We start from the raw sequence: 24,329 nt of genomic DNA, 5'->3' as shown, positions 1-24,329 counted from the left end.
CCCTACGGGCCGCCCCAGCGGCAGCCCACCACCCACCCGAACCGAATCACCAGCCACTGCCCACGAGCAGCCAACCCCAAAAACCAACAGGCTCTGGGGCGGGCTTCGGTGTGCCTTCACCCGCGCGCCCACTCCGCAGCGTGCGCCCTCATCGACCCTGGGCCCGCTACTCCCCCGCCGCCTCAGCCTCTCCGCGGAGCAGGCAGAACTCGTTGCCCTCCGGATCGGCGAGCACCACCCACCCCGTACCGTCCGAGTTACGACGGTCGGCGACGACGGCCGCGCCGAGCCCGGTCAGGCGGGTCAGCTCCTCGTCGCGGGTACCCTCGGCCGGGCGCAGGTCGAGGTGGATCCGGTCCTTGCCCTGCTTCACGTCGGGGACCTCGATGAAGAGCAGCCGGTGCCGGCCGTCAGCCGAGAAGATCAGGCATTCCTCGTGGCCGGGCTCGTTCGGATCGTCCGGATCCTCGCGGTAGTCCAGGACGCCCTGCCACCACCGGGACAGCTCGTAGGCGTCGGCGCAGTCCACGACGGTATGGGAAACATAGGAGGTCATCGTCGGATGATCTCAGACCACGCCGCCGGAGCGGCCCACCGGCGAGACATCGAGGAACCCGCCGGTACCGTGTCGATTTCGGCGGACGTCAGCCCGTACCCAACGAAGAGGTTTGTCACCGCCGCGCGGAAGGGTCCTCAGTGAATCATGATCGCTACACTGCGCCGGTGACAGACGTGACGGATGCCGGGCGAACCCCGTACCGGAAATTGCTCTTGGGAGGAACCCGCGTCGCTGATCTCGGTCGCCACCGACACCGCTGATCCCACCGCCACCGGAACGTGCCGGATCTTCGTGGACGGCACGAAGGTCGCCGAGTCGAGTCAGCCCGCCGGGGCCATCTGCGAGGCCCAGGTTCCCTGAGCGATCCCGGCCCGGGCGGATGGGTGACCGGCGAGCGATCGGCGCGTCGCGCAGGTCGTCCAAGCCGACGTTCGGAGGGGTGGTCGACCGCCGGAGGGGTGGTCGGCCTTCGGCGGAGTGGTCGGCCTTCGGCGGAGTGGTCGGCCTTCGGAGGAGTGGTCGGCCTTCGGAGGGTGGACGAAGACGCACACAACGCCATCGTGGACCCGCATCTACGCCATAGCAGCGACGCGGCCACACGGACGGCGATCGTGTGCCCTCACCGGTGCCGGCGCGGGCTTCAGTGTGCCCTCACCCGCACGCCCACCTCGCAGCGTGCGCCCTCATCGACCCTGGGCCCGCTACTCCCCCGCCGCCTCGACATCTCCGCGGAGCAGGCAGAACTCGTTGCCCTCCGGATCGGCGAGCACCACCCACCCCGTACCGTCCGAGTTACGACGGTCGGCGACGACGGCCGCACCGAGCCCGATCAGGCGGGTCTCGGAACAGGCCTCCGGCAGCACTGACGGCCAGCCGGACCAGCTGGCCCTCAGCGCTCCCGGACGCGGTAGTCGCTCCCGGCCGCGGTAGTCGCTCCCGGCCGCGGTAGTCCTCTCCGAGACGATCATCCGCGCCGACGGACTCGCTCAGCCCACAGGCCCGCGCGGGATGTCCCCCCGCAACGTGATCCGGTGCATCACCCGCCGCTGCGTGCCGTAATCCCGGTTGGCGTAGTGCGCGGTACTCCGGTTGTCCCACAGCGCCACATCCCCCAGCCGCCACCGATGCCGCACCACATGCTCCGGCTTGGTCAGATGGGCGTAGAGCAGGTCCAGGATGGCCCGGCTCTCAAACTCGGACACCCCGACGATGTGCGACGTGAAGCCCGGGTTGACGAAGATGCCCTTGCGGCCGGTCTCCGGATGCACCCGCACCACCGGATGCTCGACCGGGTCGAGCCGGGTCACCGTCTCCCCGTCCCACACGTTGCCCTTGCCGCCGCGGCGCTGGGCCAGGTAGTACCCGAACTCCCGGGTGCCGTCGTGCACCGCGGTCAGCTCGTCGACGAGGCGCTGCACGGGAGTGGCCAGCGAGTCGTACGCCAGCTGCGCGTCGGCCCAGTTCGTGTCCCCGCCCGAGGGCGGCAGCACGACCGCCCGCAGGATCGAGCCGAGCGGCGGCCGCTTCATGAACGTCACGTCGGTGTGCCACACGTCGGCGAATCCGTTGTCGGCGCTGTCCAGCGCGTACACCTCGGGGTGTGCCTCGTCGAGGCCGCCGACCACCGGGTGCGACGCGGTCAGCTCGCCGATCCGCCGGCCCAGCTCGACCTGGCTGGTCTCGTTCAGGGACTGATCGCGCAGGAACAGCACCTTGCGCTCGACCAGCGCGGCGCGCAGGGCGACGACCTGCTCGTCGGTGGCGGTGGCCAGGTCGAGGCCGTGCACGACCGCGCCGAAGTGCGGGCCGAGCGGTTCCAGATCAAGTTGTGCCGGGTCGAGGCGTACCAGGGCGGTGGTCATGCCAGGCTTCCTTCCAGGTGGGCCGCCGCGCGGACGGCGTGACCGATCTCGGAGCGCAGGGCCGCGTACTCCGGCAGTCCGCGCAGCTCATCGGCGGTGACACCGGCGCGCGGCAGGTCGATGGGCAGGTCCAGGGCGACGCGGCCGGGGCGGGCCGTGAGCACCACGACGCGGCTGCCGAGGAAGATCGCCTCGTCCACGCTGTGGGTGACGAACACACAGGTACGGCCGGTGTCCGCGCTGACCCGCCGCAGGTCCTCCTGCAACCGTTCGCGGGTGAGCGCGTCGAGGGCGGCGAACGGCTCGTCGAGCAGCAGCAGCGGGTTCTCCACGGCGAGGGCCCGGGCGATCGCCACCCGCTGCTGCTGGCCGCCGGAGATCTGCCAGGTGCGCCGGTCGGCGACGTCGTGCAGGCCGACGCCGGCGAGCAGTTCGGCGACCCGTTCCTTGCGGCCGGCGGCCCCGGCGTAGCGCAGCGCCAGTTCGACGTTGCCGCCGACGGTCTTCCACGGGAAGAGGCGGGGCTGCTGGAACACCAGGCCGGCGCCCTTGCCGGGTACGGGTGGCGCCCCGCTGGTCCGTACCGTCCCATGGGTGGGTTGTTCGAAACCGGCGATCAGGCGCAGCAACGTGCTCTTGCCGCAGCCGGACGCCCCGACGAGCACGAGGAACTCACCGCGCGGAACCGTCAGATCGACCGGGCCGACCGCTGTGACGTCACCATAGGCGTGTTCGACCTGCTCCAGGACGATCGCATCAGCCGAGGACATCGGGCAGACCCTTCACGTAGATCGCCTTCTGCACGGTGGCGAGATCCGGCACCGCGTCGATCTTCTGCTGGTCCTTGAGGAACTGCGCGGCGCTGACCAGGTTGTCGGCGAGCTTGCCGACCTTGGCCTCGGTGCCCAGCCATTCGTCGCTCGCCAGGTCCGCGGGCTTGAGGAAGACGCCCTGGCTGAGCTGCTTCTGCGCGTCGGCGGGGCTGAGGTTGAGCTCGGCGCCGATCGACGTCGCGGCGGCCGCCGGGTCGCTCGCGATCAGGTTGAGCGCCTGCGCCTCGGTCTTGCGCCAGGCGTCGACGGCCTCGGGGTGCGCCTGCGCGAAGGCGGTGGAGACCACGCCCAGGTCCAGGGTGGGTTTGCCGGCGGTGGCGAGCTGGCGGCTGCTGATCAGCACGGTGCCGGTCTTCTTGATCTCGTCCAGCGACGGCAGCCAGGTGTACGCGGCGTCCAGGTCACCGCGGGTCCAGGCAGCCTGGATGTCCTGCGGTTCGAGGTCGACGATGGTCAGCTCGGACTCCTTGACCCCGGCCTGGTCGAGCGCCGCGAGGAGGCTGTAGTGCGCGGTGGAGGCGAACGGTGTGGCGACCTTCTTGCCGCGCAGGCCCGCGATGTCGGTGACACCGCTGCCGTTGCGCGCGACGAGCGCTTCGTTGTCCCCGGCCACATCAAGGACAAAGGCCACCTGGTACGGGATATTGAGCGGCGCCGAGAGTCCGCGTGCCACCGGGCTGGACCCGATCGCGGCGATGTCCACACTCTTCGCGACGAAGGCGGTGTTGATGCTGGCGCCGGAGTCGAACTTCGTCCAGGTGATCTTGTAGTTCGGCAGCGCCTTCTCCAGCAGCCCCTGATTCTTGACCACCAGGTCGCCGCTGGGGAACGCCTGGTAGGCGATCCGGATCGACTTCTCCGTCGTGTCACCGGCGGTGTTGCCACTGGCGGCGCCGTTGCCGCAGGCGGCCAGCAGGAAGACGGCCGCGAGGCCGAGGAACTTACGCATCGTGTTCTCCTATGCACGGCCCCGCCACGGGATCAGCCGGTTCTCGGCCGTCCGCAGCAGGGCGTCGATCAGTAGTCCGGACAGGCCGATGGCGAACAGGCCGAGGACGACGACGTCGGTCTGGGAGTAGCGCTGGGCGTCGCGGACCATGCCGCCGATGCCCGGTACGCCGTTGATCGTCTCGGCGGCGACCACCGAGGAGTACGCGACGCCGACGGCGAGCCGGATGCCGGTGAAGATCTCCGGCAGCGAGCTGGGCAGCACCACGTCACGGGTCACCTGCCAGCGCCCGGCGCCGAGCGCCCGGGCGGCCTCGATCAGGCCGGTCGGCGCGGACTGCACGGCCGAGGCGGCGGCCACCGCGACCGGCGGCATCGCGGCGATGGCGAGCAGCCACAGCTTCGGTGTCTCGTCGATGCCGAACCAGATGATGAACAGGCTGAAGTAGGCGAGCGGCGGCAGCGCCCGCACGAACGTGACGACCGGTTCGGTGACCACCCGGATCCAGCCGACCGTGCCCATCACCACGCCGATGATCAGGCCGGCCCCGACGCCGATCGCCGATCCGATCAGGATCCGGCGCAGGCTGATCCCGAGGTGCTCGATGAGCAGGTGGCCGCTGTAGCCGCGCAGCCCGTCGTGGACGGTGGAGGTCTGGATCAGCTGGTGCCAGACCGCCGCGGGCGACGGGATGAACGTCGGGTTGCGGGTGGCGCGGGCGGCGATCTCCCAGAGCGCGTACAGCACGGCGAGCGACAGCAGCCGCAGCAGGATCCGGCGGCGCCGGCCACCGCGCGGCGCGAGCGGATTGCCGGGCCGGGCCGGTCCGCCGATCGACGTTTCCACGGCCGGCGCGGCCGGCGGGATGGAGACAGAGGTGGTCACGAGGTCACTCCCGGAAATGCGGGCACCGATCGGCGCACCCACATTTTCTATCGGGTTACTAGGAATATGGCAAGAGCCGTCTCAGCAGCGGGCAGTTCGCCGAACTCGGTGAGGGCTACCGAGCGGCACCAACCGGCATGCGATCACCTACGGTATCCATACATCTAAAGGGATGTATTCGAGGATGCGGGGAGAGCATGATGAGACGCCTCGTGACCGCGGCCGGCGCCGCGGTCCTGATCGTGGCTGCCGCGCCACCGGCGCCGGCTGCCGCGGTGACCGGTGGCACGGCGGTGACAAGTGGATACGGGTTCGTCGCCGAGATCCGGGCCGCGGACGGCACCCGCGGGTGTTCGGGCGCGCTTGTCGATCCGGAGTGGGTGGTGACCTCGGCCGACTGCGTGCCCGCCGACCTGCCGGCCGCGTCGCTGCGGATCACCGTCGGGCGCACCGACCGGGCCGCGGCCGGCACCGGCCAGGTCCGGGCCGCGACCGAGACGGTCCGGCACCCGAGCCGAGGCGTCCTGCTGGCGAAGCTGGCCACGCCGATCACCGACATCGCGCCGGTGCCGTTCGGGACGACCGCGCCGGTGGTCGGCGAGACGCTGACGGTGGCCGGCTACGGCCGTACCGGCACGGATTGGGTCCCCGACCAGCTGCATGTCGCCGGCCTGCGGGTACAGAGCGTGGCGACCGGACGGCTGGGCCTGACCGGCGCTCCGGCCGCCCTCTGCGCGGGCGACACCGGCGGTCCGGCGCTGCGGGTGACCGGCAGCGCTGTCGCGCTGGTGGCGCTGCACTCCGCCTCGTGGCAGGCCGGCTGCCTGGAGACCGACGCGACCGAGACGCGCAGCACGACGACCGAGACCCGCCTCGACGATGTGGCGGCCTGGGCGCGAGAGACGATCCGCGGCGGCTCGTTCGTCCGGCTGTCCACGAGTGGCCAGGTGCTCGACACCCGCAGCGGGCTCGGCGGCGGGCCGGCCGCACCGGCGGCGCGGAGCATCACCACGTTCCAGGTCGCCGGCGTGGCCGGGGTGCCGGCCAGCGGGGTGAGCGCGGTGCTGCTGGACCTGACCGCGATCTCGACGACCGGCAACTACCTGACCGTCTTCCCCGAGGGCGGCACCCGGGACCCCGCGCTGTCGATGGTGAACACCGCGGAACAGACCCTGTCGAACACGGTGGTGGTGCCGCTGCCGGCCAGCGGGCGGCTGTCGGTGTACAACAACACCGGCGGGCACATGCTCGCGGACGTGCAGGGCTACTACGTCCGCGGCGCCGGCGCCGGATTCGTGCCGGTGGCGCCGACCTGGCTGGTGGACACCCGCAACGGCACCGGCGGCAGCACCGGCACGATCGCCGGCAACGGCAGCCGCACCTTCACGCTGACCGGCGGGGTCGTCCCGGTCGGTGCGACGGCGGTGTTCGCCGACGTCATCGCGGTCGGCGCGACCGGTCCCGGCTGGCTCGCCGCCGCGCCGCCGGGCGTCGCCGCCAACCGCAGTGTGATGGACTACGTGGCCGGCAACACCGCACACGGCGTGGCGATCCAACTCGGCGGCGACGGCCGGGTGACGATCACCAACCGGGGGTACGCGATCCACCTGGTGCTGACCGTCACCGGCTATTACGTGCCCGGCTCGGGGACCGCCGGACTCCGGACGCTGACCGCCCGGCGGCTGCTCGACACCCGTACCTCCGGCGCCGGAACCCCCGTGGCCGCGCAGGGCACCACCGACATCTCCACCGGCTTGCCCGCCGGCGCGACGGCGGTGCTGAACCTGACCTCGGTCGCCAACACCCAGAGCGGCCACCTGCACGCCTGGCCGGTCGGTGGCGCCGAGCCGGCGCCGTCGTTCGCCAACTACGCCCCGCCCGGCTCCGGCGCCCGCTCCGCGCTGGTCACCGTTCCGGTCGGCACGGACGGGCGGATCCGGCTGCGCAACGTCAGCAACGGCACCGCCCACCTGCTCGCCGACCTGCAGGGCTGGTACGCGCCGGGCGGCCCGGCCCCATCCAGCGCGCCGGCCGGGCCGGTGTCCGCGGTGCCCGCGCCGAGCGGTGAGGCGCCGGCCGAGACCAACGGCGGCACGCTGGTGGAGGACTACGGCTATCCGGGCGCCGCCGCGATCGAGGCCGCGCAGCACATCTCGCTCGGCCGCGGCGACGGGCACATCCTGCTCGCCGACTGCGGCGCCGGAACCCCGGCGGCGGATCTGATCGTCGTGGAGACCCACGACGCCGACCTCGGCTTCCCGCGCTTCTGCTTCAAGGCCAGGGGTACGGCCGGAGTGCTCACCCTGGATCTGCCGAAGACGTTCCTGGTCCGGGCCGACGCCGGCCGCGCGCTGGCGGCGACCAGCCGTTCGGCGACGGGAACCACGACGGTGACCGTCGGCGCCGGGCAGTACCGCGGTGTCGGCATCGGCGAGGAGGGCGGCGCCGAGTCGGCGCTCGTCGAGTTGCGCTACCCGCCGAGCTGAGCCACCCGCCGAGCTGAGCCGGCAAGCGCTGGGCGCCCCGTGTCGTGCGGGGCGCCCAGCGCACAGCGGAGGGTCCAGCTCACAATGGAGGGTCCAGGGGGTCCAGGAAGCGCAGCCAGTCCCGTCGCGTGAGGGTAAGACCATTGACCTGCACCTTGTCGGGGATCAGGTTCACCCAGTCAGGCTCCGGACCGAGGTAGATCTGCTGTCCGCCGACATAGAACCTGATCGAGTCCCAGGATCTTTGCTTCTTCCACACGGCCTGGGCGATCCAGGACATCTCGCGTTCCGTCCCGCGTGCTTTGTGCCGCAACATGGCACCTTCGAACGCCATCCAGAGGAACCGGTTGATGGGCGTGTCGTTGCCCTGGACCGCGGCGAAGCCGTCTATGCGCACATGAAGCCGGACCGACGGCGTCGAGATGTCTGCCATCACCGGGCCCACCCAGTCCTTCGCGTCCGGCGCATCGGGGTTGTACTCCGGCTTGATGTAGTGCCGGTAGCCCCGTTCGTTGGCCCACTGCGCCAGCCCGTCCTTGCGATAGCCGAGCGCCACGTCGCAGTCGCTGACGTTGTGGACCAGCAGTGGCACGGTACCGGCCGCCACATAGAAGGTGTGCGGGCCGGTGACCGTGAGGTTGTGCACTGTCGCGGCGGTGCGGTCCCGGTCCAGTGCGGTGATCTGGACCCAGGTCCCCGCGCTCGTCCGCAGCCACTGCCCGGCCTGAAGGTTCCCCGCCGTCACCCACCGGTCCGGTCCGGCCACCCAGAACGGGTGGTTCGCGGTGGCGGTGACCGTGCCACCGTCCACGGTGATCCCGACCAGATCCTTGTCACCGGTCCCGGAGATCGTCCGGGTCACCGTCTGCGGCCTCGACACGCCGGTCAGCGGGTCGGTGGCGAGGACCCGGTCGCCCTCCCGGATCTGCCCGATCGGCCGGGTCCCGCCGCCGGCCAGCAGCACCGGCGTGTCCGGGGTGAAGCTGTTGCCGGTCAGGCAGCGGCGCAGCCCGAGTGTGTAGCGGCCGAGCAGCGCCTTGCCGGCCTGGTTGCTGACGGTGACCCGCTGGAAGATCGCCGGGATCCGCAGTCCGGACAGCGCCTTAATCTCGATCAGCGCGCGTGTGCTGGCGGTGACCCCGGCCGCCACGTTGACCAGCTGTGAGGTCAGCCAGAGGTCGACGAAGCCGCCGACGCCCATCAGCGCCTCGGCGCCGCCCATGATGGCCAGCACCGTGCCGCACAGCTCGCTGCAGGCGACGGCGGTGAGAAAGACGGCGAGCACCGCGGCGGTGCCCACCGCGAAGCTGAGCATCACCTGGCTGTAGAGCTGGGCGAAGTCCATCTGGCGGTTCAGCCCGAAGTTCGGGTTGAACGTGTCGTAGAGGCAGTTCTTGTGATACGCGCTGCCCGGTGCCGCCAGCAGGTGACACATCTCGGCGTTGACCATGGCCTTGCCGAGTTTCGCGCCGTCCGAGTCGGTCACGTGGTACTTGCAGTTCTTGTACGCCTCGGAGCCGGGGATGTTCTCCGCCTGGCAGATCAGGGCCTGACGCGCGTTCTCGGCGCGGCGCTCGTCCTCGGCCAGCTTCACCGCCGCGTCGTACGCGGTGTTGTAGGCGTCGATCGCCTCCTGCGCGGACTTGCCGGCGGCGATCGCGGATTTGCGGGCGGCGACCGCCGACTCGTAGGCCTGCTCCGCCCAGTACCCGGCGCGCCGGTAGGAGTCCTGGGCCCAGGCTGCCGACCGGGCCGCGCGGTTCGCCGCCGCGTTCGCCGTCGCGGCCGCCTGCGCCGCGGTCTTCGCCGAGGCCGCCGCCCGGTCCGCGGACTGCTGCGCCCGGTCGGCCGACGCGGTCGCCTGGGCCGCATAGCCGGCCGCCGCCTGCGCCGAGGCCTGCGCCTGGGACGCGTACCGGGCCGCCTCGGCGGCGCTGCCGCGCGCGGTCGCCGCCACCGCCTGCGCCTCCTGCGCCTGCTGGGTGGCCGTGGTCGCGGCCGTGTCCGCCTGGGCGAGCAGCGCCAGGATCTGCGCCTCGTGCGCGGCCGCCTCCTGGTCGGCCTGCCGCGCGTCGTACTGTCCCTGGTCGAGGAAGTGGCGCAGCGCGGCGGGCGTGTTCTCCAGCGCGATCTGCGCCGCCGCGCGCACCTCGGGTCCGCTGGCGTCGTCCTCCAGCAGCCGGGTGGCCCGCACCCGGTCACCGACCGCGGCCAGGTCGAACTGCTCCACGGTGAGGAACCGGCGGCTGACCGGGGCCGTGCCGTCGGCCAGCACCTGCTGCGCGCGCTCGGCCAGCACCGTGTTCCCGGCGTCCTGGGCGGCGGTGAGCACCCGGGTGACCGCGGTGCGGTCCTCCTGCGCCCGCTGCGGGTAGGTCTGGTCCCGCAGGAACGCCGCCACCTGCGCGTCCGTGCCGGCCAGCGCCGTCTCCGCGGCGGCCGCGAACGCCTCACTGCCCTCGGCGGCCAGGCTGGCGACCATCACCCGGTCGTCCTGCGCGGCGGTCCGGGCGATCCCGTCCCGGACGAACGTGAGCACCACGTCGTCGCTGCCCGCGAAGGCGTCGTACGCCGCCGTCGAGGTCCAGGTTCCCTGCGCGCGGGTGAGGGCGAGCGCGACCTTCCGGGCCGCCGACACCGCCTCCGCACGCGGGGTGGCCGGGTTGTTCGCGGTCGCGATCAGCGCGTCGACCTCGGCGCCGCGTTTCGCCGCCTCCTGGGTGTCGGCGGCGGCCTTCTGCTCGTAGCGGCCGAGGGACGCCGTCGCCTCGGTGGCCGCCGCACGGCCTTCCGCCAGCGCGACCGCGAGGCGCTCGGCTTCCGCGGCCCGGGCCTGCTCATAGATCTGATGCGCCTCCTGGGCGGCGGTCACGGCCTGGTTCGCGGCGGTGGTCGCGGCGTTGGCGGCCGCCGTGGACCGTGCCGCCGCCTGGGCCGCCTCACCGGCGTGGTCGGCGGCCTCGTCGGCTGCCGCCGCGGCGGCGTTGGCCGCGGCGACCGCGCTCAGCGCGGCGTCCCGGGACCGGTGCGCGGCGTCGGCGGCCTGCCCGGCGAACGTCGCCGACGCGGCGGCGGCCCGGTTGGCCCGGTGGGCGTTGGCCCGGGCCCGGTTCGCCGCGGCGACGGCCTGCGCCGTGTTCACGCCGGTTCGCTGGGCCAGCGCCGCCGCCTCGTCGGCCGCCTGCACCGCGAGGATCGCCTGCGCGCCGGCTGACCCGGCGGAGCGGGCGGCGGACTGCGCCTGCCGTGCCACGTCACCGGCTTTGCCGGCGGCGTCGGCCGCCTTCTTCGCGGTCTGCGCGGCGTTGCGGGCCGCCACGGCGGCGTCGCGTGCCGCCCCGGCCTTCGTCGCGTCGGTGGCCGCGTTCGCCGCCGCCTGCTGGGCCCGCGACGCTGCCCGCTGCGTCATCGTCGCCGCGGACGCCGCCCGCGCCGCGGCGTTCGCTGCGACCTGGGCCGCCCGGATCGCCGCGTTCGCCGCCGAGATCGCCTCCCGGGCGGCCTTCGCGGCGTTCTCCGCCGCGTCGGCGGCCTGGCGTGCCGCGGCCGCCGCCTCCACCGCGTCGCTCTGCGCCCGCTGCGCCGCGGCCTTGGCGAACTCGGCTGCCTTCTTCGAGGCCTCGGCCGCCGCCTGGGCGCGCTGCGCCTGTTCCTGCGCGACAACTGTCTGGGCGGTGGCCTCCTCCGCAGCCGCGGTGGCCGCGCCGGCCAGGTCGGTGATCGCCTTGGTCTCCTGGTCGCGGGCTGCGCCGATCGCCCATTCGACCTCGATGAACTGCGCGTACGCGTCGATCGTGCCGGCCTGCAGCGCCCGCTGCGCGAGCCGCCGGACCTCCGGGCCGCCGGCCGTCAGGATCTGTGCGATCCGGACCCGCTGGTCCACCTCGTACGGCCGCTGCCAGCCGGACTGGATGAACGTGTCAAGCGCCTGCGGTGTACCGGCGGTGAGCGCCGCCTGCCCGGCCGCCTTCACCTGTGCTCCGCCGGCGTCCATCACCTGACTGACCCGGATCCGCTGGTCGACCGCCTCGGCCTGCTCCCAGCCGACCTCCACGAAGTCGCCGATCGCGTCCGGGTCGGTGGACGCCAGCGCCTGCTGGCCGGCCTGCCGGACGCTCGGCCCGCCCCCGGAGATCATCCGAGTGATCGCCAGCCGCTCGTCGGTCGCCTGCCGGGGCTCCCACTCGGTGTCGACGAAGGCGGCCAGGTCGGCGTCGGTGCCGAGCAGCGCCCGCTCGGCCGCCGCCTGCACCTCCGCGCCGCCGGACCGCCACGCCGTCATCACCTGGGCCCGCAGGTCACCGGCTGTCGCAGCGGCGGCCGGTGCGCGGGCCGGCGTGGCGGTGGCCGGCTGCGGCGCTACCGCCGGCGTGACAAGTATCGTGGCCGCGGTGACGGCGGCGAGCCCGCCCCTGAACGACAGTCCCACGCCGCGCTCCTCCCTGGCCCCGCATGCGAACGGCAGCCACTGTCGATTGATGACGCGCTGGTGATCGGTACGCGACGCGCCCTCCGCCGGTGAGCGGAGGGCGCCGCGATCTCAGGTCCCGTTGATCAGCCAGGTGGCCAGATCCGGGCTGAACGTGCCGGCCGGCAGATCCTCCAGCCGGCCGCAGTCGCCGTCCGAGTCGCCCGGCACCTTGATCCAGAGCAGGAACTCGGGGCCTGCCGTGCTCACCCGCGAGGTCACGCCGAGCTTGACGCCCTCCGGGTTGCACCAGTCACCGGCCGTGCCGCCGTTGGCGTTGCGGCTGGTGTCGACCACATAGGGCTTGGCCGGCTGGCCGCGCGCCACCAGGCCGGCGTTGACGGCGTCGGCGTAGGCGGACGACTCGGCGGTGGTGAAGAAGTTCGACACGTTGACCGCGAAGCCGCGGGCGCCGCCGATCCCGGCCTGGATCAGCCGGGCGGCCATCGTGTCGGCGTCGACCCAGCTCGCGTTGCCGCCGTCGACATAGGTCCAGGTCCGGCCCTGAAAGGCATTGATCGCGTACGCGATCAGACCGAACCGGGTCGTCCGCTCGGCCTCGGTCAGGCAGTCGATGAGCGCGACCGCGTCCGGTTCGACGATCACGATCGCGGTCCGCCCGGCCACCCCGGCGGCGAAGTCGCTGATCCACTGCCGATAGGCCGCGGGGCTGCCGGCGCCGCCACTGGACTCGCCGCCGCAGTCACGGCCGGGGACGTTGTAGGCGACCAGGATCGGCACCTGCCCGGCCGCGGCGGCCCCGCTGACGTACGCGTCGACCGCCGTCCGGATGTCCCCGCTCCAGTTGCCGAACCACGCCGCGCCGGCCTTGCCGGCCATCGCCGTGCGGATCGCGGTGGCCCGCGGGTCGCCCGGGTTGGCGTTCACCCACTGGGTCGGGTGGAAGTCCGGGTCGGCGTAGAAGCCGTTGGCCGCCGCCACCTGCGCCGGGGTGCCTGCGGTGTCGGCCAGCCAGTCCCCGACCAGGGGCCGGTCGGTGTCCTGGCCGTAACTGAAGGAGTGATCCGCGGTGCCGTTCGTGTTGGTGTTGCGCAGGTGCCACTGGTGCCCGGTCGGCCGGAACACGCCGACGGTGTCCTTGCCGTCGCCGTTCCAGTCACCGACCAGCGGCTTGTCACCCGCGCTGCCGTAGACCACCACGGTCTCCGGCGCGGCCGTTCCGGTGAGCTGGTTGCGCAGCTTGAACTCGCGCGTCGACGGGCGGTAGTAGCCGAGGCTGTCGTGCCCGTCGCCGTTCCAGTCACCGACCAGGATGGTGTCGGTCGCGGAGCCGAACTTGACCCCGACCTCGGCGGCGCCGGAGGTGTTGTCGTACCGGATCCGCACGGTCTGGTCGCCGGGCCGCCAGGTCGCGACCGAGTCGTCCCCGTCGCCGTCCCAGTCACCGACCAGCGGGATGTCGGACGTGGTGGCCCAGGCGGCGGTGTAGAAGCGGTCCGGGTCGCCGGCGGAGAGCGAGTTCCGCAGCCAGAACTGCCGGGTCGACGCGCGCCAGTAACCGATGCCGTCGACGCCGTCACCGTCCCAGTCACCGACCAGCGGCACGTCGCCGGACCCGCCCACCGCGAACCCGGGGATGTCGGAGGCGCCCCCGTCGAGCTTGTTGCGCAGGTAGGCCGTGCTGTTCGACGGCCGGTGCACGCCGACGGTGTCCCGTTTGATCACCGGCTCCGGCTCCGGCTCGGGGCCGGGCCCGGAGCCGCCGGCGCCGAGCAACGCGAACGCCAGCAGGCCGGTGGAGGTGAAGTCGATGGCCGGTTCGACACTCATCCACGCGTCCGCGTCGTCCATGAAGCGGGCGCCGTTGCCGGTGAAGGCCGCGTACGGGTCGGCGCCGCCGGCCGGGCACGGCGTGGTGTCGCCGGGTTCCAGCCCGTCGAAGACGTCCTCGCCGTTCGGCCCGTTCACGGCGGCGCCGGCCAGGATCGCTCCGGACCCGGTCGCGCTGCCGGCGAGGTTGGCCACCTGGTGGTGCGGGCACTTCGCGAACGTGGTGCCGGCCCCGATGATCAGCGAGACGCCCCACGGGTTGCCGCCGAGCACCCAGTTCGCCTGGGCCTGGGCGAACTGCGCGTACCGGGCGGTGCCGGTGATCGCGTCGTACCGGGCGGCCTGGGCGATCAGGCCGAGCGCGTGCGAGGTGGCGTCGAAGGTGGTGTAGTCGGCGGCGGCCCGGAACCGGTCCGCCTCGGCCCGGCTGACCGCCGCATCGAGCTGCGCGCGCTGGTCGGCCAGCAGCTGGTCGGCGGTGACTGCCAGCCCGGTGGCGCCGGCCGCGGTGATCGCGGTGCTCAGGTCGGTCAGGGCGAGCCCGCTGACGTCGTAGAGATTGAGCGTGTCCCGGGCGCCGGCGTCCAGATAGGCCCGGGCCCAGGAGGCGCCCTGGGTGAGCCAGCCGCCGGCCCGGCCGTCGCCGAGCGCGCGGCCGGCCAGCGCCAGTTCGGTCGCGCCGAACGCCATGTCGTCCTGCCAGGTCGACTCCGGGTAGTACCCCTTCGGGAACGAGGTGACGAGCTCGCCGACGCCGGTGGTCTGCGCCTTCGCGTAGATGGCGGCGGCGGTGTCCAGGTCGGCGCGGGCCCGGTCCGGGTCGGTGGCCGCGTGGGTCTGCGCGGAGAGGGCGAACGCGGCGGCGACCCGCCCGGCCAGGTTCGGGCTCAGCGGCGCGCCCGGCGCGTTGGCCCGCAGCACGGGACGGTGCCGCAGGTAGTACTCGCCGGTGCCGGGCGGATCGGTCACCGCGTCGTCGGCCTGCGGCTGCCGCCACACCCAGTGGTCGCCGACGAAGTCGCCGTCACTGTTGCCGCCGCCGATGCCGACCTGGGCGTACAGGACTCCGGTGTCCTTGTCCCACATCTTGCCGAGCCACTCCATCGCGTGCTCGATCTCGGCGGCGCGCGCGGTGTCGGCGCTTCCGGAGCGCTGGGCCAGCAGCAGGGCACCGGCCGCGTACGCGGTGGTGTGGGTGAATTTCAGGTAGTCGCCGGCGTCGAACCAGCCGCCGGCGACATCGACCGGGGGCACGCCGCTGATCGGCGTGAGGCCGCCGGCGATGGTGTCGTCCCAGTCCTCGGTGCCGGCGTAGGCGGGCACCTGGTAGACCGTCGCCGACGTGTCGTCGAGGTGCGAGGGACGGCGGCCGAGCAGCCCGGGGATGACGTCGGCGCCGTCGCGCTGGGTCTGGAAGAACTGCGTCATGGTGCCGGCGACCGGGGCGTACAGATCGGCCCTCGCGCGGACCGCGAACGCCGGCGAGGTCGTGACGCCGGCGATCCGGATCGTGTAGGTGCCGGGGGTCGTCACCGCCGAGAAGTCGATCGGCAGCACGGCGGTGTACCCGCTGTTCCAGCCGCCGCGGCTGGCGCCGACCGTGCCGCTGCCCGCGGTGCTACCGTCGGTGGCGATCACGGAGAAGGTCGAACCGGCCTGTGCGGTGGTGCCCATCAAGTAGGCGATCTTCGGCTGGTCGGCCGGGTAACCGACCTGGTTGAGGCGGATGTAGGACGTCACGGCGGCGCCGGCCGGTGTCGCGACGGCGCAGAGGCCGCCGGCGCCGAGCAGCAGGGTGGTGGTGAGGGCGATCGCGGATCGCGCCAGAGAGGCTTTCATGCATGTCCATCTGTCGATGACCGAGGTCATCGGACCGTATCAAGAAAAGTGGAACGGCCCGGGGCCCGCGCGATGAGACACGGGCCACGGATCTCCCCGTGATGCTGCCTCGCTGCCGAACCTGGATCTCCTGACGACCGACGAAGACCCCGTCCTCACCTCAGAGGTGATCTACGCCCTCGGCCGCGCCGGCGGGCAGGAGACGGCTGCTCAGCTGCGAGCATCGTCGGCCCGATGACCTGGCAGGCGCGGCCCGTCCCGGCGGCGTCCTCACTCCTTCTGTTTGCGGTACCTGGCGATCCAGCTCTCGACGTCCGCGGCCAGCCACACCCTGCCCTGGGCGAGGTCGGCGATGGGTGCGGGGAAGTTCGGGCGATTGGTCAACTGGTACACGCGCTGGCGGCTGACCCCGCCGAGCCGGACGCCGATTTCGTGGGTTCCCATGAACAGCTGCGCCTGGCGCTTCACGCTCATGACTATAGCTTCTGAGCAAGTTGACCCACGCTCGCCCAAAAGGATGTAAATCCCGACATGGCCGCGCACTCGCCGCCTCGGGTGGACCGCCGGCGGCCGCCGAGGAGACGCGGGTGGCCCGCTGGAGTTCGCGCTCCGGAACCCGCCGCCCGGCAGCGTGCCGGCTCCGCTGCGTGCCGGCTCCGCTGCGTGCCGGCTCCGCTGCGTGTCACGGTGGGTGGCCGGAGATGGTGGAGCGCTGCGGGTTCGCGTGATTCTGCGGGGCCTGGAGCGTCCGTGGGTTTCCGCGAAGCGCGGCGTTCACCGTGGATGCCGACACGCAGGGTGACATGGGCTCGCGCCGACGGACGACCGTGGTCTTCGGCCCCGCACCGCTCCACGATCGACAATCGGCGGCGCGGGTGACCCCTGCACCCCCGCGACCACGAGCTTCGATGAGCCGCCGTCCCTGCTGGCGGACGCTTCGGTGAGCCGCCGTCCCCGCTGACGGACGCGTCGATGTGCTCCCATCCGCGGGCGGGAGCCGCATCGCTTCGCCAACTGGCCGCACCCGCCGGTAGTGATCATTCGGCTCCGGCCGCTTAGGGTCTCCTGGTGACCTCCGCGCCGCTTCGCATCGCCCTGTTGTCGTATCGCAGCAAACCGCACAGCGGCGGCCAGGGCATCTACGTCCGGCACCTGTCACGTGAGCTGGTGCGGCTCGGTCACCACGTCGAGGTGTTCTCCGGCCCGCCGCTGCCCGATCTGGACGACGGCGTCCGGCTGACCGCCCTGCCGAGCCTCGACCTCTACCGCGATCCCGATCCCTTCCGGACACCCCGGCTCAGCGAGTTCCGCACCTCAATCGACGTCCTCGAATGGGCGGCGATGTGCACCGGCGCCTTCCCGGAGCCGCTCACGTTCTCCCTGCGGGCCTGGCGTCACCTGCGGCGCCGACTCGCCGACTTCGACGTCATCCATGACAACCAGTGCCTGGGGTACGGGTTGTGGCCGCTCAGCAGATCGACCACTCCCCTGGTCGCGACGATCCACCACCCGATCACTGTCGACCGGGATCTGGAGCTGGCGGCGGCCCCGAACTGGATACGCCGGCTCTCGCTGCGGCGCTGGTACGCGTTCACCCGCATGCAGGCCCGGATGGCCCGCGACCTGCCCTGGCTGACGACCGTGTCGCACGCGGCCCGCGACGAGATCGTCGACGCTTTCCGGGTGCCGGCCGACCGGCTCCGCGTGATCGGCGTCGGCGTCGACACCGACACGTTCAGCCCCGCGAAACGCCCTGCGGAAAGCCTTGCCGAGAGCCCTCGCGAAAACTTCGCTGACGGCCCCCGCGAAAACCCCGGCGAAGATCCCGCCGAGACCCCCCGCGCAAACCCCGCCGCGGAAGCCCCGAAAACGGCTGCCCGCATCGTCACGGTCGCCAGTGCCGACGTACCCCTGAAGGGTCTCTCGGAGTTGATCGAAGCGGTGGCCAAACTCCGCGCGAGCCACGACGTCGAACTCGTCGTGGTCGGCTCGGCGCGCCCGGACGGCCCCGCCGCCACAGCGATCACCCGGCTCGGCCTGGACCGCACGGTGCGGTTCGTCTCCGGCATCTCCGATCAGGAGCTCGCTGATCTGTTCCGGTCGGCGACGGTGGCCGCGGTGCCGTCCCGGTACGAGGGTTTCTCGCTGCCGGCCGTCGAGGCGATGGCGTGCGGGGTGCCGCTGGTGGTCACCACGGCGGGCGCGCTCCCGGAGGTGACCGGGCCGGACGGGCTGGCGTCGCTGCACGTCGCGCCGGGTGACGCGGAGGCGTTGTCGGCGGCGATCGGGCGGCTGCTCGACGACGAGCCGCTGCGCCGCCGGCTGGGCGAGCAGGGCCGCCGCCGGGCGGCCGAGCATTTCACGTGGCGGCGGACCGCGATCCGCACCGCCGAATGGTACGCGGAAGCGATCGCTGCGAAGGGCAGGTAGAACCAACTTTGTTGACCGTCGACTACGACCGGCTGGACGTGCGGCCGGGCATGCGGGTCCTCGATCTGGGGTGCGGCGAGGGCCGGCACACGTTCGAGGCGTACCGCCGGGGCGCGGACGTCGTCGCCCTGGACCTGAACGCCAAGGATCTGGCGACCACCGCGCAGTGGTGCGCGGCGATGGACCTGGCCGGCGAGGCGCCGGCCGCGGCGAGCGCCACCACGGTACGCGGTGACCTGCTCTCGCTGCCGTTCCCGGACGCCAGTTTCGACCGGGTGATCGCCTCCGAGGTGCTCGAGCACATCCCGGACGACGTGACGGCGATCGCCGAGCTGACCCGCGTGCTGAAACCGGGCGGCCGGGCGGCGGTGACCGTCCCGCGCTGGCTGCCGGAACGGGTGTGCTGGGCGCTGTCCGACGAGTACCACGCCAACGAGGGCGGCCACGTGCGCATCTACCGGGAGGACGAGCTTGCCGACCGGCTGCGCGGGGCCGGGCTGACGGTGACCGGCAACGGGTTCGCGCACGCGCTGCACAGCCCGTACTGGTGGCTCAAGTGCGCGATCGGCGACGCCGCGCCGACCCGCGCCTACCACCGGCTGCTGGTGTGGGACATCGTCGACAAGCCTGCGGTGACCCGCGTGCTGGAGCAGGCGCTGAACCCGCTGATCGGCAAGAGCGTGGTCCTCTATCTCCAGAAGAACGACTCGGACCTCCAGAAGCACGACCCGGACCTCCAGAAGAACGACTCGGACCTGCAGAAGAACGACCCGGCGACGCATGTCGGCTCCTGACCTGGCCGGGGTGCTGAGCACCGATCAGATCCTCGAGACCGTCGCGAGCATCGCCACCGAGCAGGAGGAGACCGGCGCCATCCCCTGGTACCGGGGCGGGCAGCTGGATCCGTGGGATCACGTCGAGGCGGCGATGGCACTCGACGTGGGCGGCGAGCACGACCGGGCGGCGGCCGCCTACGACTGGCTGCGCCGCACGCAGCGGCCGGACGGGTCGTGGGCGGCACGCTACGACGCTGGCGGGGTGGTCGCGGACCCGACGGCGGAGACCAACCACGCCGGGTACCTGGCGGTCGGCTGCTGGCATCACTGGCTGTGCACCGGCGACGACGGGTTCCTGGCGCGGATGTGGCCGGCGGTGCGCCGGGCGCTCGATTTCGTCACCGGGTGCCAGGCGCCGGGCGGGGAGATCGGGTGGGCGGCCGGTGACCCGGTGGCGCTGCTGACCGGCAGTTCCAGCATTCATCAGGCACTGCGCTACGGCGTCGCGATCGCCGAGCGGGCCGGTGAGCCGCAGCCGGACTGGGAGCTGGCGGCCGACCTGCTCGCCTCGGCGATCAACCGGCGGCCGGAGGCGTTCGCCGACAAGAGCCGCTTCTCGATGGACTGGTACTACCCGATTCTCGGCGGGGCGGTCACCGGTACGGCCGCGCGGCAGCGCATCGAGAAACGGTGGGACGCTTTCGTCGTACCCGGCAAGGGGGTTTTCTGTGTTTCTGATCAGCCGTGGGTGACCGGCGCGGAGACGTGTGAGCTGGCCCTGGCGCTGGACACGATCGGTGAGCGGGACGCCGCGGCGGAACTGGTCGCGGCGATGCAGCATCTGCGGGAGGCGGACGGGTCATATTGGACCGGCCTGGTCCTGACCGATGGTGTGCGCTGGCCGGTGGAGCGCACCACCTGGACGGCGGCCGCGGTGGTGCTCGCGGTCGACGCGCTGCACGGGCAGCATCCCCGGTCCGGCATCTTCCGCGACACCGGCAAGCTCACCGACACCGGCGAACTCGGCGACACCGGCGAACTCAGCGATCCCGGCGCAGCAAGCGCAGCGAACCCTTCCCACTGAGCTCGGTGTACGCGCCCGAGTCGAGCGCCTGGCGGTAGATCCGGTACGGCGCCTGACCGCCGTCGGCCGGATCGGGGAACACGTCGTGGATGGCGAGGATCCCGCCGGTGGCCAGGTGCGGCGCCCAGCTCGTCAGGTCACGCTGCGCGGACTCGTCGGTGTGGCTGCCGTCGAGGAAGAGGAACGCCAGCGGCGTCGCCCACAGCCGGGCGAAATCCTCGGCGCGGGCGACCACGGCGACGACCACGTCCTCGGCGCCGGCCGTGGCGATCGTGGCGCGGAACCCCGGCAGCGTGTCGATCCGCCCGACGGCCGGGTCGACCAGCCCGGGATCGTGGTAGTCCCAGCCCGGCTGATGCTCCTCGGAGCCGCGGTGGTGGTCGACGGTCACGACTTTTGTTCCGCGGGGGCGGGCGGCGGCCGCCAGGTAGAGCGTCGACTTGCCGAGGTAGCTGCCCACCTCCAGGATCGGGCCGGCCGGCGCGGCCAGGGCTGCCTCGGCGAGCGCGCGGCCCTCGTCGGGCGGCATGAATCCGGTCGCCGCTTCCGCGGCCGTCAGCAGGTCGGCGTCGAGCATCAGGTCATCATAGGAACGGCCGGTCACCCGGCCGCGGGGCCCCGGGCGGTGAGCGGCCCGCGGCCCAGCACGGTCCGGATCCGGCCGAGCAGCTCCCCGCTGGTGAACGGCTTCTCCACCATGACGACGCCGTCGGGCAACGTGCCGTTCTCGGTGAGGACCGGCTCCGCGTACCCGGACATGTAGAGCACCGGCGTCCCCGGCCGGATCGCGGTGATCCGCGCGGCGACCTCGTTGCCCATCATGTCCGGCATGATCACGTCGGTGAGCAGCAGATCGATCCGCTCCGGGTGGGTCTCGGCGAGACGGATCGCCTCGCTGCCGCCACCGGCCGCCAGCACGGTGTAGCCGGCCCGGACCAGGATCCGGCCGGTGGTCCGCCGCAGCGCGTCCTCGTCCTCGACCATCAGGATCGTTCCCTGCTCCAGCGGCCGCTGCTCCGCGTCCGGCGGATCCGGCGCCGCTGCGGGACCGGCCGCGACGGGCTGCTCCACGGCGGGAAGCAGGATCGTCACGGTGGTGCCGATGTCGGCCTCGGAGTAGAGGTGCACGTCGCCTCCGGCCGCGGTGGCTATCCCGTACACGGTGGCCAGGCCCAATCCGGTGCCCGCGCCGCGCGGTTTCGTGGTGTAGAACGGCTCGAAGGCGCGTTCCAGCACGTCGGGTGTCATGCCGCTGCCGGTGTCGCTGACCCGCAGCCGCACGTACCGCCCGGGTTGCAGGTGATGACTCGCCACGTCGTCCGGGCCGAGCTCGGCGTTGCTGGTGTCGATCGACAGCGTGCCGCCGGTCGGCATCGCGTCGCGGGCGTTGACCGCCAGGTTGAGCAGGATCTGCTCGAGCTGGCCGGAGTCCGCGTGCACGTTCCAGACGTGCTGGTCCAGGTGCGTGATCAGGTGGATGTGCTCGCCCAGGCTGCGGCGCAGCAGCTCCTCGACGTCACCGATCACGTGGTTGAGGCTCAGCACCTGGGCCTGCGTGACGTCGCGCCGCCCGAACGCCAGCAGCTGCTTGGTCAGCTGGGTGGCGCGTTCCGCGGCCCGCCGGATCTGGCGCAGGTCCTCGCGGGCCGCGGCGACGTCGTCCGGCGCCGGCGTGTCGTCGTGGAACGTGTCGAGCAGCAGCTCGGTGTAGTTACCGATGATCGCCAGGATGTTGTTGAAGTCGTGCGCGACCCCGCCGGCCAGCTCGCCGAGGCTCTCCAGCCGGCGCGCCTGCTGCACGCGTCGCTCCGCGGCGTCCCGTTCCGCCTGCGTGATCAGCCGTTCGCGCTCGGCCTGCGCCAGCACCCGGTCGGTGGCATCCCGGATCGCGGCGGTCACGGTCAGGCCGTCCTCGGTCTCCAGCGCGGACAGACTGATCTCGGCCGGAAATTCAGAGCCATCCTTGCGTACGGCGGTGAGCGCCGCGCCGGTGCCGAGATGCCGGGCCCGCGAGCGCGCGAAGGAGTGCGCCCGCAGCAGCGGATGCTCGTCGCGGACCCGTTCCGGGACCAGGATGTCGACCTTGTGGCCGATCAGCTCGTCACGCCGGTATCCGAAGAGCCTCTCCGCCTCCGCGTTGATCAGCGTGATGACCCCGCCGGCGTCGACGCCGAGCATCGCGTCGGGCGCTGCCTCGAGCAGGCTCTGGAACATGGCCTCGGCCCGGCGGCGCGCGCTGACGTCCCGCGAGATGCCGGCGATCCCGGTGATCCGGCCGGACTGGTCGACGAGCGGTGACATCGTCACGGAGACGGTCAGGGCGTGCCCGTCCTTGTGGTGCCGGATCACGGTGTCCCGCTCGATACGCTCACCGGCGGCCACCTGCCGCAGCATCCGCCGTTCGCTCTCCTGATCGCTGCCGGCGAACACGGTGACCGCGTCCCGGCCGAGCACCTCGTCGGCGGTGTACCCGTACAGCCGTTCCGCGCCGGCGTTCCAGCTGGTGATGATGCCGTCGAGGGTCCAGCCGACGATGGCGTCCGGTGACGACTCGACGATGACCGCCAGGCGTTCCCGATCGGCCAGCACGACGGCCCGCCGGGCCAGGGCTGCCGCCTGAGCGGCGAGCTCGCTGAAGACCGTGATGTCGTCCTCGGGGAACAGGGTTCGGTACCGGCTGAGCATCACCAGCGCGCCGGGGCCGCCCGGCGTGCTGATCGGCGTCGCCGTGACGTACCGGGTGCCGCTGGCGCGGGCCAGGTCGACGGCGACGGCCGGCGGGTGCGTCCAGCCGGCGAGCGCGTCGATGGTGAACGGCGGCCCGAGCACCTCCGCCACGTCCCGGTCGGTGATCTCGTGGGCCAGCGGCGGATCGTCGGTGCCGGTGAGTACCTGCAGGCGGCCGGGGCCCGCGGGCAGCAGCACCGCTGTCAGATCGGCGCCGAGGACCTGGCTCGCGCCGTGACAGAAGTGCCGCCAGGTCTGCGCGGCCGGAGCCTCCGGCGGCACGGTCAGCAGGTGACGGGTCATCGCGTACGCGGCGCTGGCCGACCAGCTGCGCCGCAGCCAGCGCGGCGGGACGAACGCCAGCAGATACAGCACTCCGGCGATCAGCGCGAGCACCCGGGCGTGCACGGCCACCGATCGCCCGCCGGCGGACGTCAGCAGCGCCACGCCGAACAGCGCCGTCGCGGCGGCGGCGCACCAGAGCCGGACCCGGGCCGCTCCCCCGCGACGGCGGGCCTGGTCGGCGAGCAGCCAGGCGGCCAGGACCTCCAGGACGAAGAACACCCCGACGGCGGGCCAGATCACCGGCCGCGGCAGCCGCCCGGTGGAGGACGCGACCACCGGCCAGGCGCTGACCGCCCAGGCCAGCGTCGCGGCGGTCAGCCACCATCCGGGCACCCGGCGCAGACGGGCGACCATCCGCAGCGTGAGCACCGGCTTGGCCAGCAGCAAGGCGACGAAGAAGCCCATCAGCACGCGCGGCGCCGAGCCCGACATCACCCGGATCACTCCGATGATGAACAGCATGCCGACCGAGGCGAACATCAACATGACGTCGCGCAGCAGCGGATCACGGCGGCGCAGATAGCGGTAGCCCATCCACGCGAAGATCACCGCGTACGCTGCGGTAACCGTCAGTAGCCGCATGGCCTCCGCTCCGTCTGCCGCGTCGCCTCCTCAGCGTAGGTTCCCGGCCCGCAGGCCAGCCGGAAAACAGCGAGACTCGGCGAAAGCGACGACGCGAGCATCGAGGGATGGAGACGACAACCATGGATCAGTGGACGCCGTGGCCCGACGACTGGCCGGCCCGCAAGGACGGCCACGAGTGTGCGCTCTGCACCTTCGTCCGCGAGGAGGACCCGGACTGGGGCGTGCGCGTCTACACCGGACAGGTCGCGAACGGATACCTGAGCGTCCGTGGCCGGATCCCCGGATACTGCTGGGTGATCTGGCGCGACGGTCATGTCTGTGAGCCGACCGAGGTGGACCCGGCCGACGCGCAGCGCTTCTTCGCCGACCTGCTCACGGTGGGCCGGGCCGTCGAGCAGCTGCTCCAGCCGGCCAAGATGAACTATTCGGTCCTCGGCAACAGCGTGCCGCACCTGCACGGCCACGTCGTCCCCCGGCCGCACCGGGATCCGGCGGCCGGCGGCCCGCTCCCCTGGGAGCACCTCCACGAGGAGCGTCGCCCGGCGGACGAGGTGCGAGACCTCACCGACCGGCTACGGAACCATTTCTAGTACCCGAGGTGGAGGACCCTCGGCATCTAGCCCCGTACTTCGCACATGCTTTGGAGTGAACGGCCGTCACTCTGATCAAGATCGATGTGTTGGTCGGGTATGGGTGTAGCAGGTGCTCCT

At 72.4% G+C, this 24,329-nt stretch carries 16 protein-coding genes and 1 pseudogene; 6 read left to right on the top strand and 11 right to left on the bottom strand.

Annotation, left to right across the window (positions count from 1 at the left end; translation table 11 throughout):
- Nucleotides 1-166: 166 nt before the first annotated feature.
- Nucleotides 167-556: a VOC family protein gene (locus tag AB0F72_RS40620; RefSeq protein ID WP_360444111.1), complete on the bottom strand. Its 390-nt coding sequence runs from the start codon at nucleotides 554-556 to the stop codon at nucleotides 167-169.
- Between the two features lie 183 nt (nucleotides 557-739).
- Between AB0F72_RS40620 and AB0F72_RS40615 the strand changes: the two genes are divergently transcribed.
- Entirely contained in the window at nucleotides 740-919 is a 180-nt protein-coding gene (locus AB0F72_RS40615; RefSeq protein WP_360444109.1) for a hypothetical protein, read from the top strand.
- 341 nt (nucleotides 920-1,260) lie between these two features.
- Here AB0F72_RS40615 and AB0F72_RS40610 read toward each other — a convergent pair.
- The 5 genes and pseudogenes from AB0F72_RS40610 to AB0F72_RS40590 form a co-directional block, all read right to left on the bottom strand.
- Nucleotides 1,261-1,401 (bottom strand): annotated as a pseudogene (locus AB0F72_RS40610) (VOC family protein); the annotation flags it as partial.
- A 144-nt stretch (nucleotides 1,402-1,545) separates the two neighbouring features.
- Nucleotides 1,546-2,421 (bottom strand): TauD/TfdA family dioxygenase, encoded by an 876-nt coding sequence (locus AB0F72_RS40605; protein ID WP_360444106.1) that lies wholly within the window; start codon nucleotides 2,419-2,421, stop codon nucleotides 1,546-1,548.
- The gene (locus tag AB0F72_RS40600; protein ID WP_360444103.1) at nucleotides 2,418-3,191 is read right to left on the bottom strand and encodes an ABC transporter ATP-binding protein; all 774 of its coding nucleotides are present in this window, start codon (nucleotides 3,189-3,191) and stop codon (nucleotides 2,418-2,420) included. The genes AB0F72_RS40605 and AB0F72_RS40600 overlap by 4 nt, the downstream gene beginning before the upstream one ends.
- A complete protein-coding gene (locus AB0F72_RS40595; RefSeq protein WP_360444101.1) occupies nucleotides 3,178-4,203 on the bottom strand; it encodes a glycine betaine ABC transporter substrate-binding protein in 1,026 nt (341 codons plus the stop codon). Before AB0F72_RS40595 ends, AB0F72_RS40600 begins: the two co-directional genes overlap by 14 nt.
- A 9-nt stretch (nucleotides 4,204-4,212) precedes the next feature.
- Entirely contained in the window at nucleotides 4,213-5,088 is an 876-nt protein-coding gene (locus AB0F72_RS40590) for an ABC transporter permease (protein ID WP_360444098.1), read from the bottom strand.
- A gap of 197 nt (nucleotides 5,089-5,285) precedes the next feature.
- On the opposite strand from AB0F72_RS40590, the gene AB0F72_RS40585 reads away from it, so the two are divergent.
- Complete coding sequence (locus tag AB0F72_RS40585; protein WP_360444095.1) at nucleotides 5,286-7,574, top strand: trypsin-like serine protease; 2,289 nt, start codon at nucleotides 5,286-5,288, stop codon at nucleotides 7,572-7,574.
- Nucleotides 7,575-7,653: 79 nt separating this feature from the next.
- On the opposite strand, the gene AB0F72_RS40580 is transcribed toward AB0F72_RS40585, so the two are convergent.
- The 3 genes from AB0F72_RS40580 to AB0F72_RS40570 all read right to left on the bottom strand — a co-directional run bounded on the left by AB0F72_RS40580 (nucleotide 7,654) and on the right by AB0F72_RS40570 (nucleotide 16,146).
- Complete coding sequence (locus AB0F72_RS40580) at nucleotides 7,654-12,003, bottom strand: polymorphic toxin-type HINT domain-containing protein (protein ID WP_360444092.1); 4,350 nt, start codon at nucleotides 12,001-12,003, stop codon at nucleotides 7,654-7,656.
- A 111-nt stretch (nucleotides 12,004-12,114) separates the two neighbouring features.
- Nucleotides 12,115-15,672: a glycoside hydrolase family 9 protein gene (locus AB0F72_RS40575; protein WP_360444089.1), complete on the bottom strand. Its 3,558-nt coding sequence runs from the start codon at nucleotides 15,670-15,672 to the stop codon at nucleotides 12,115-12,117.
- Between the two features lie 270 nt (nucleotides 15,673-15,942).
- On the bottom strand, nucleotides 15,943-16,146 hold the full coding sequence (locus AB0F72_RS40570) for a DNA-binding protein (RefSeq protein WP_360444086.1): 204 nt from the start codon (nucleotides 16,144-16,146) through the stop codon (nucleotides 15,943-15,945).
- A 594-nt stretch (nucleotides 16,147-16,740) separates the two neighbouring features.
- Between AB0F72_RS40570 and AB0F72_RS40565 the strand changes: the two genes are divergently transcribed.
- The 3 genes from AB0F72_RS40565 to AB0F72_RS40555 are packed head-to-tail and all read left to right on the top strand — an operon-like array spanning nucleotide 16,741 to nucleotide 19,962.
- Nucleotides 16,741-18,102, top strand: a complete 1,362-nt coding sequence (locus tag AB0F72_RS40565) for a glycosyltransferase family 4 protein (protein WP_360444083.1) — start codon at nucleotides 16,741-16,743, stop codon at nucleotides 18,100-18,102.
- An 11-nt stretch (nucleotides 18,103-18,113) separates the two neighbouring features.
- Nucleotides 18,114-18,896: a class I SAM-dependent methyltransferase gene (locus AB0F72_RS40560; protein WP_360444080.1), complete on the top strand. Its 783-nt coding sequence runs from the start codon at nucleotides 18,114-18,116 to the stop codon at nucleotides 18,894-18,896.
- Nucleotides 18,883-19,962: a prenyltransferase gene (locus tag AB0F72_RS40555; RefSeq protein WP_360444077.1), complete on the top strand. Its 1,080-nt coding sequence runs from the start codon at nucleotides 18,883-18,885 to the stop codon at nucleotides 19,960-19,962. Before AB0F72_RS40560 ends, AB0F72_RS40555 begins: the two co-directional genes overlap by 14 nt.
- Here the strand turns inward: AB0F72_RS40555 and AB0F72_RS40550 are convergent.
- Together AB0F72_RS40550 and AB0F72_RS40545 are read right to left on the bottom strand one after the other, a co-directional pair.
- On the bottom strand, nucleotides 19,919-20,539 hold the full coding sequence (locus tag AB0F72_RS40550) for a class I SAM-dependent methyltransferase (protein WP_360444074.1): 621 nt from the start codon (nucleotides 20,537-20,539) through the stop codon (nucleotides 19,919-19,921). The genes AB0F72_RS40555 and AB0F72_RS40550 overlap by 44 nt on opposite strands.
- A gap of 23 nt (nucleotides 20,540-20,562) precedes the next feature.
- Nucleotides 20,563-23,616, bottom strand: coding sequence for a PAS domain S-box protein (locus AB0F72_RS40545; RefSeq protein WP_360444071.1), 3,054 nt, complete (start codon nucleotides 23,614-23,616; stop codon nucleotides 20,563-20,565).
- 107 nt (nucleotides 23,617-23,723) lie between these two features.
- Between AB0F72_RS40545 and AB0F72_RS40540 the strand changes: the two genes are divergently transcribed.
- Nucleotides 23,724-24,209 (top strand): HIT family protein, encoded by a 486-nt coding sequence (locus AB0F72_RS40540; RefSeq protein WP_360444068.1) that lies wholly within the window; start codon nucleotides 23,724-23,726, stop codon nucleotides 24,207-24,209.
- Nucleotides 24,210-24,329 lie beyond the last annotated feature (120 nt).

Origin of the sequence: Actinoplanes sp. NPDC023936, from assembly GCF_040639325.1 — a bacterium.
GTDB lineage: Bacteria > Actinomycetota > Actinomycetes > Mycobacteriales > Micromonosporaceae > Actinoplanes.
Note: the sequence above shows the minus strand (reverse complement) of the source record. Positions and strands in the feature narration are given on the sequence as shown.

Bases quoted from the DNA above. Each gene is read 5' to 3' on its own strand.
- AB0F72_RS40555 (WP_360444077.1), top strand. From the start codon at position 18,883: ATGTCGGCTCCTGACCTGGCCGGGGTGCTGAGCACCGATCAGATCCTC.
- AB0F72_RS40605 (WP_360444106.1), bottom strand. From the start codon at position 2,421: ATGACCACCGCCCTGGTACGCCTCGACCCGGCACAACTTGATCTGGAA.
- AB0F72_RS40595 (WP_360444101.1), bottom strand. From the start codon at position 4,203: ATGCGTAAGTTCCTCGGCCTCGCGGCCGTCTTCCTGCTGGCCGCCTGC.
- AB0F72_RS40585 (WP_360444095.1), top strand. From the start codon at position 5,286: ATGATGAGACGCCTCGTGACCGCGGCCGGCGCCGCGGTCCTGATCGTG.
- AB0F72_RS40575 (WP_360444089.1), bottom strand. From the start codon at position 15,672: ATGAAAGCCTCTCTGGCGCGATCCGCGATCGCCCTCACCACCACCCTG.
- AB0F72_RS40600 (WP_360444103.1), bottom strand. From the start codon at position 3,191: ATGTCCTCGGCTGATGCGATCGTCCTGGAGCAGGTCGAACACGCCTAT.
- AB0F72_RS40545 (WP_360444071.1), bottom strand. From the start codon at position 23,616: ATGCGGCTACTGACGGTTACCGCAGCGTACGCGGTGATCTTCGCGTGG.
- AB0F72_RS40615 (WP_360444109.1), top strand. From the start codon at position 740: ATGCCGGGCGAACCCCGTACCGGAAATTGCTCTTGGGAGGAACCCGCG.
- AB0F72_RS40550 (WP_360444074.1), bottom strand. From the start codon at position 20,539: ATGCTCGACGCCGACCTGCTGACGGCCGCGGAAGCGGCGACCGGATTC.
- AB0F72_RS40620 (WP_360444111.1), bottom strand. From the start codon at position 556: ATGACCTCCTATGTTTCCCATACCGTCGTGGACTGCGCCGACGCCTAC.
- AB0F72_RS40540 (WP_360444068.1), top strand. From the start codon at position 23,724: ATGGAGACGACAACCATGGATCAGTGGACGCCGTGGCCCGACGACTGG.
- AB0F72_RS40570 (WP_360444086.1), bottom strand. From the start codon at position 16,146: ATGAGCGTGAAGCGCCAGGCGCAGCTGTTCATGGGAACCCACGAAATC.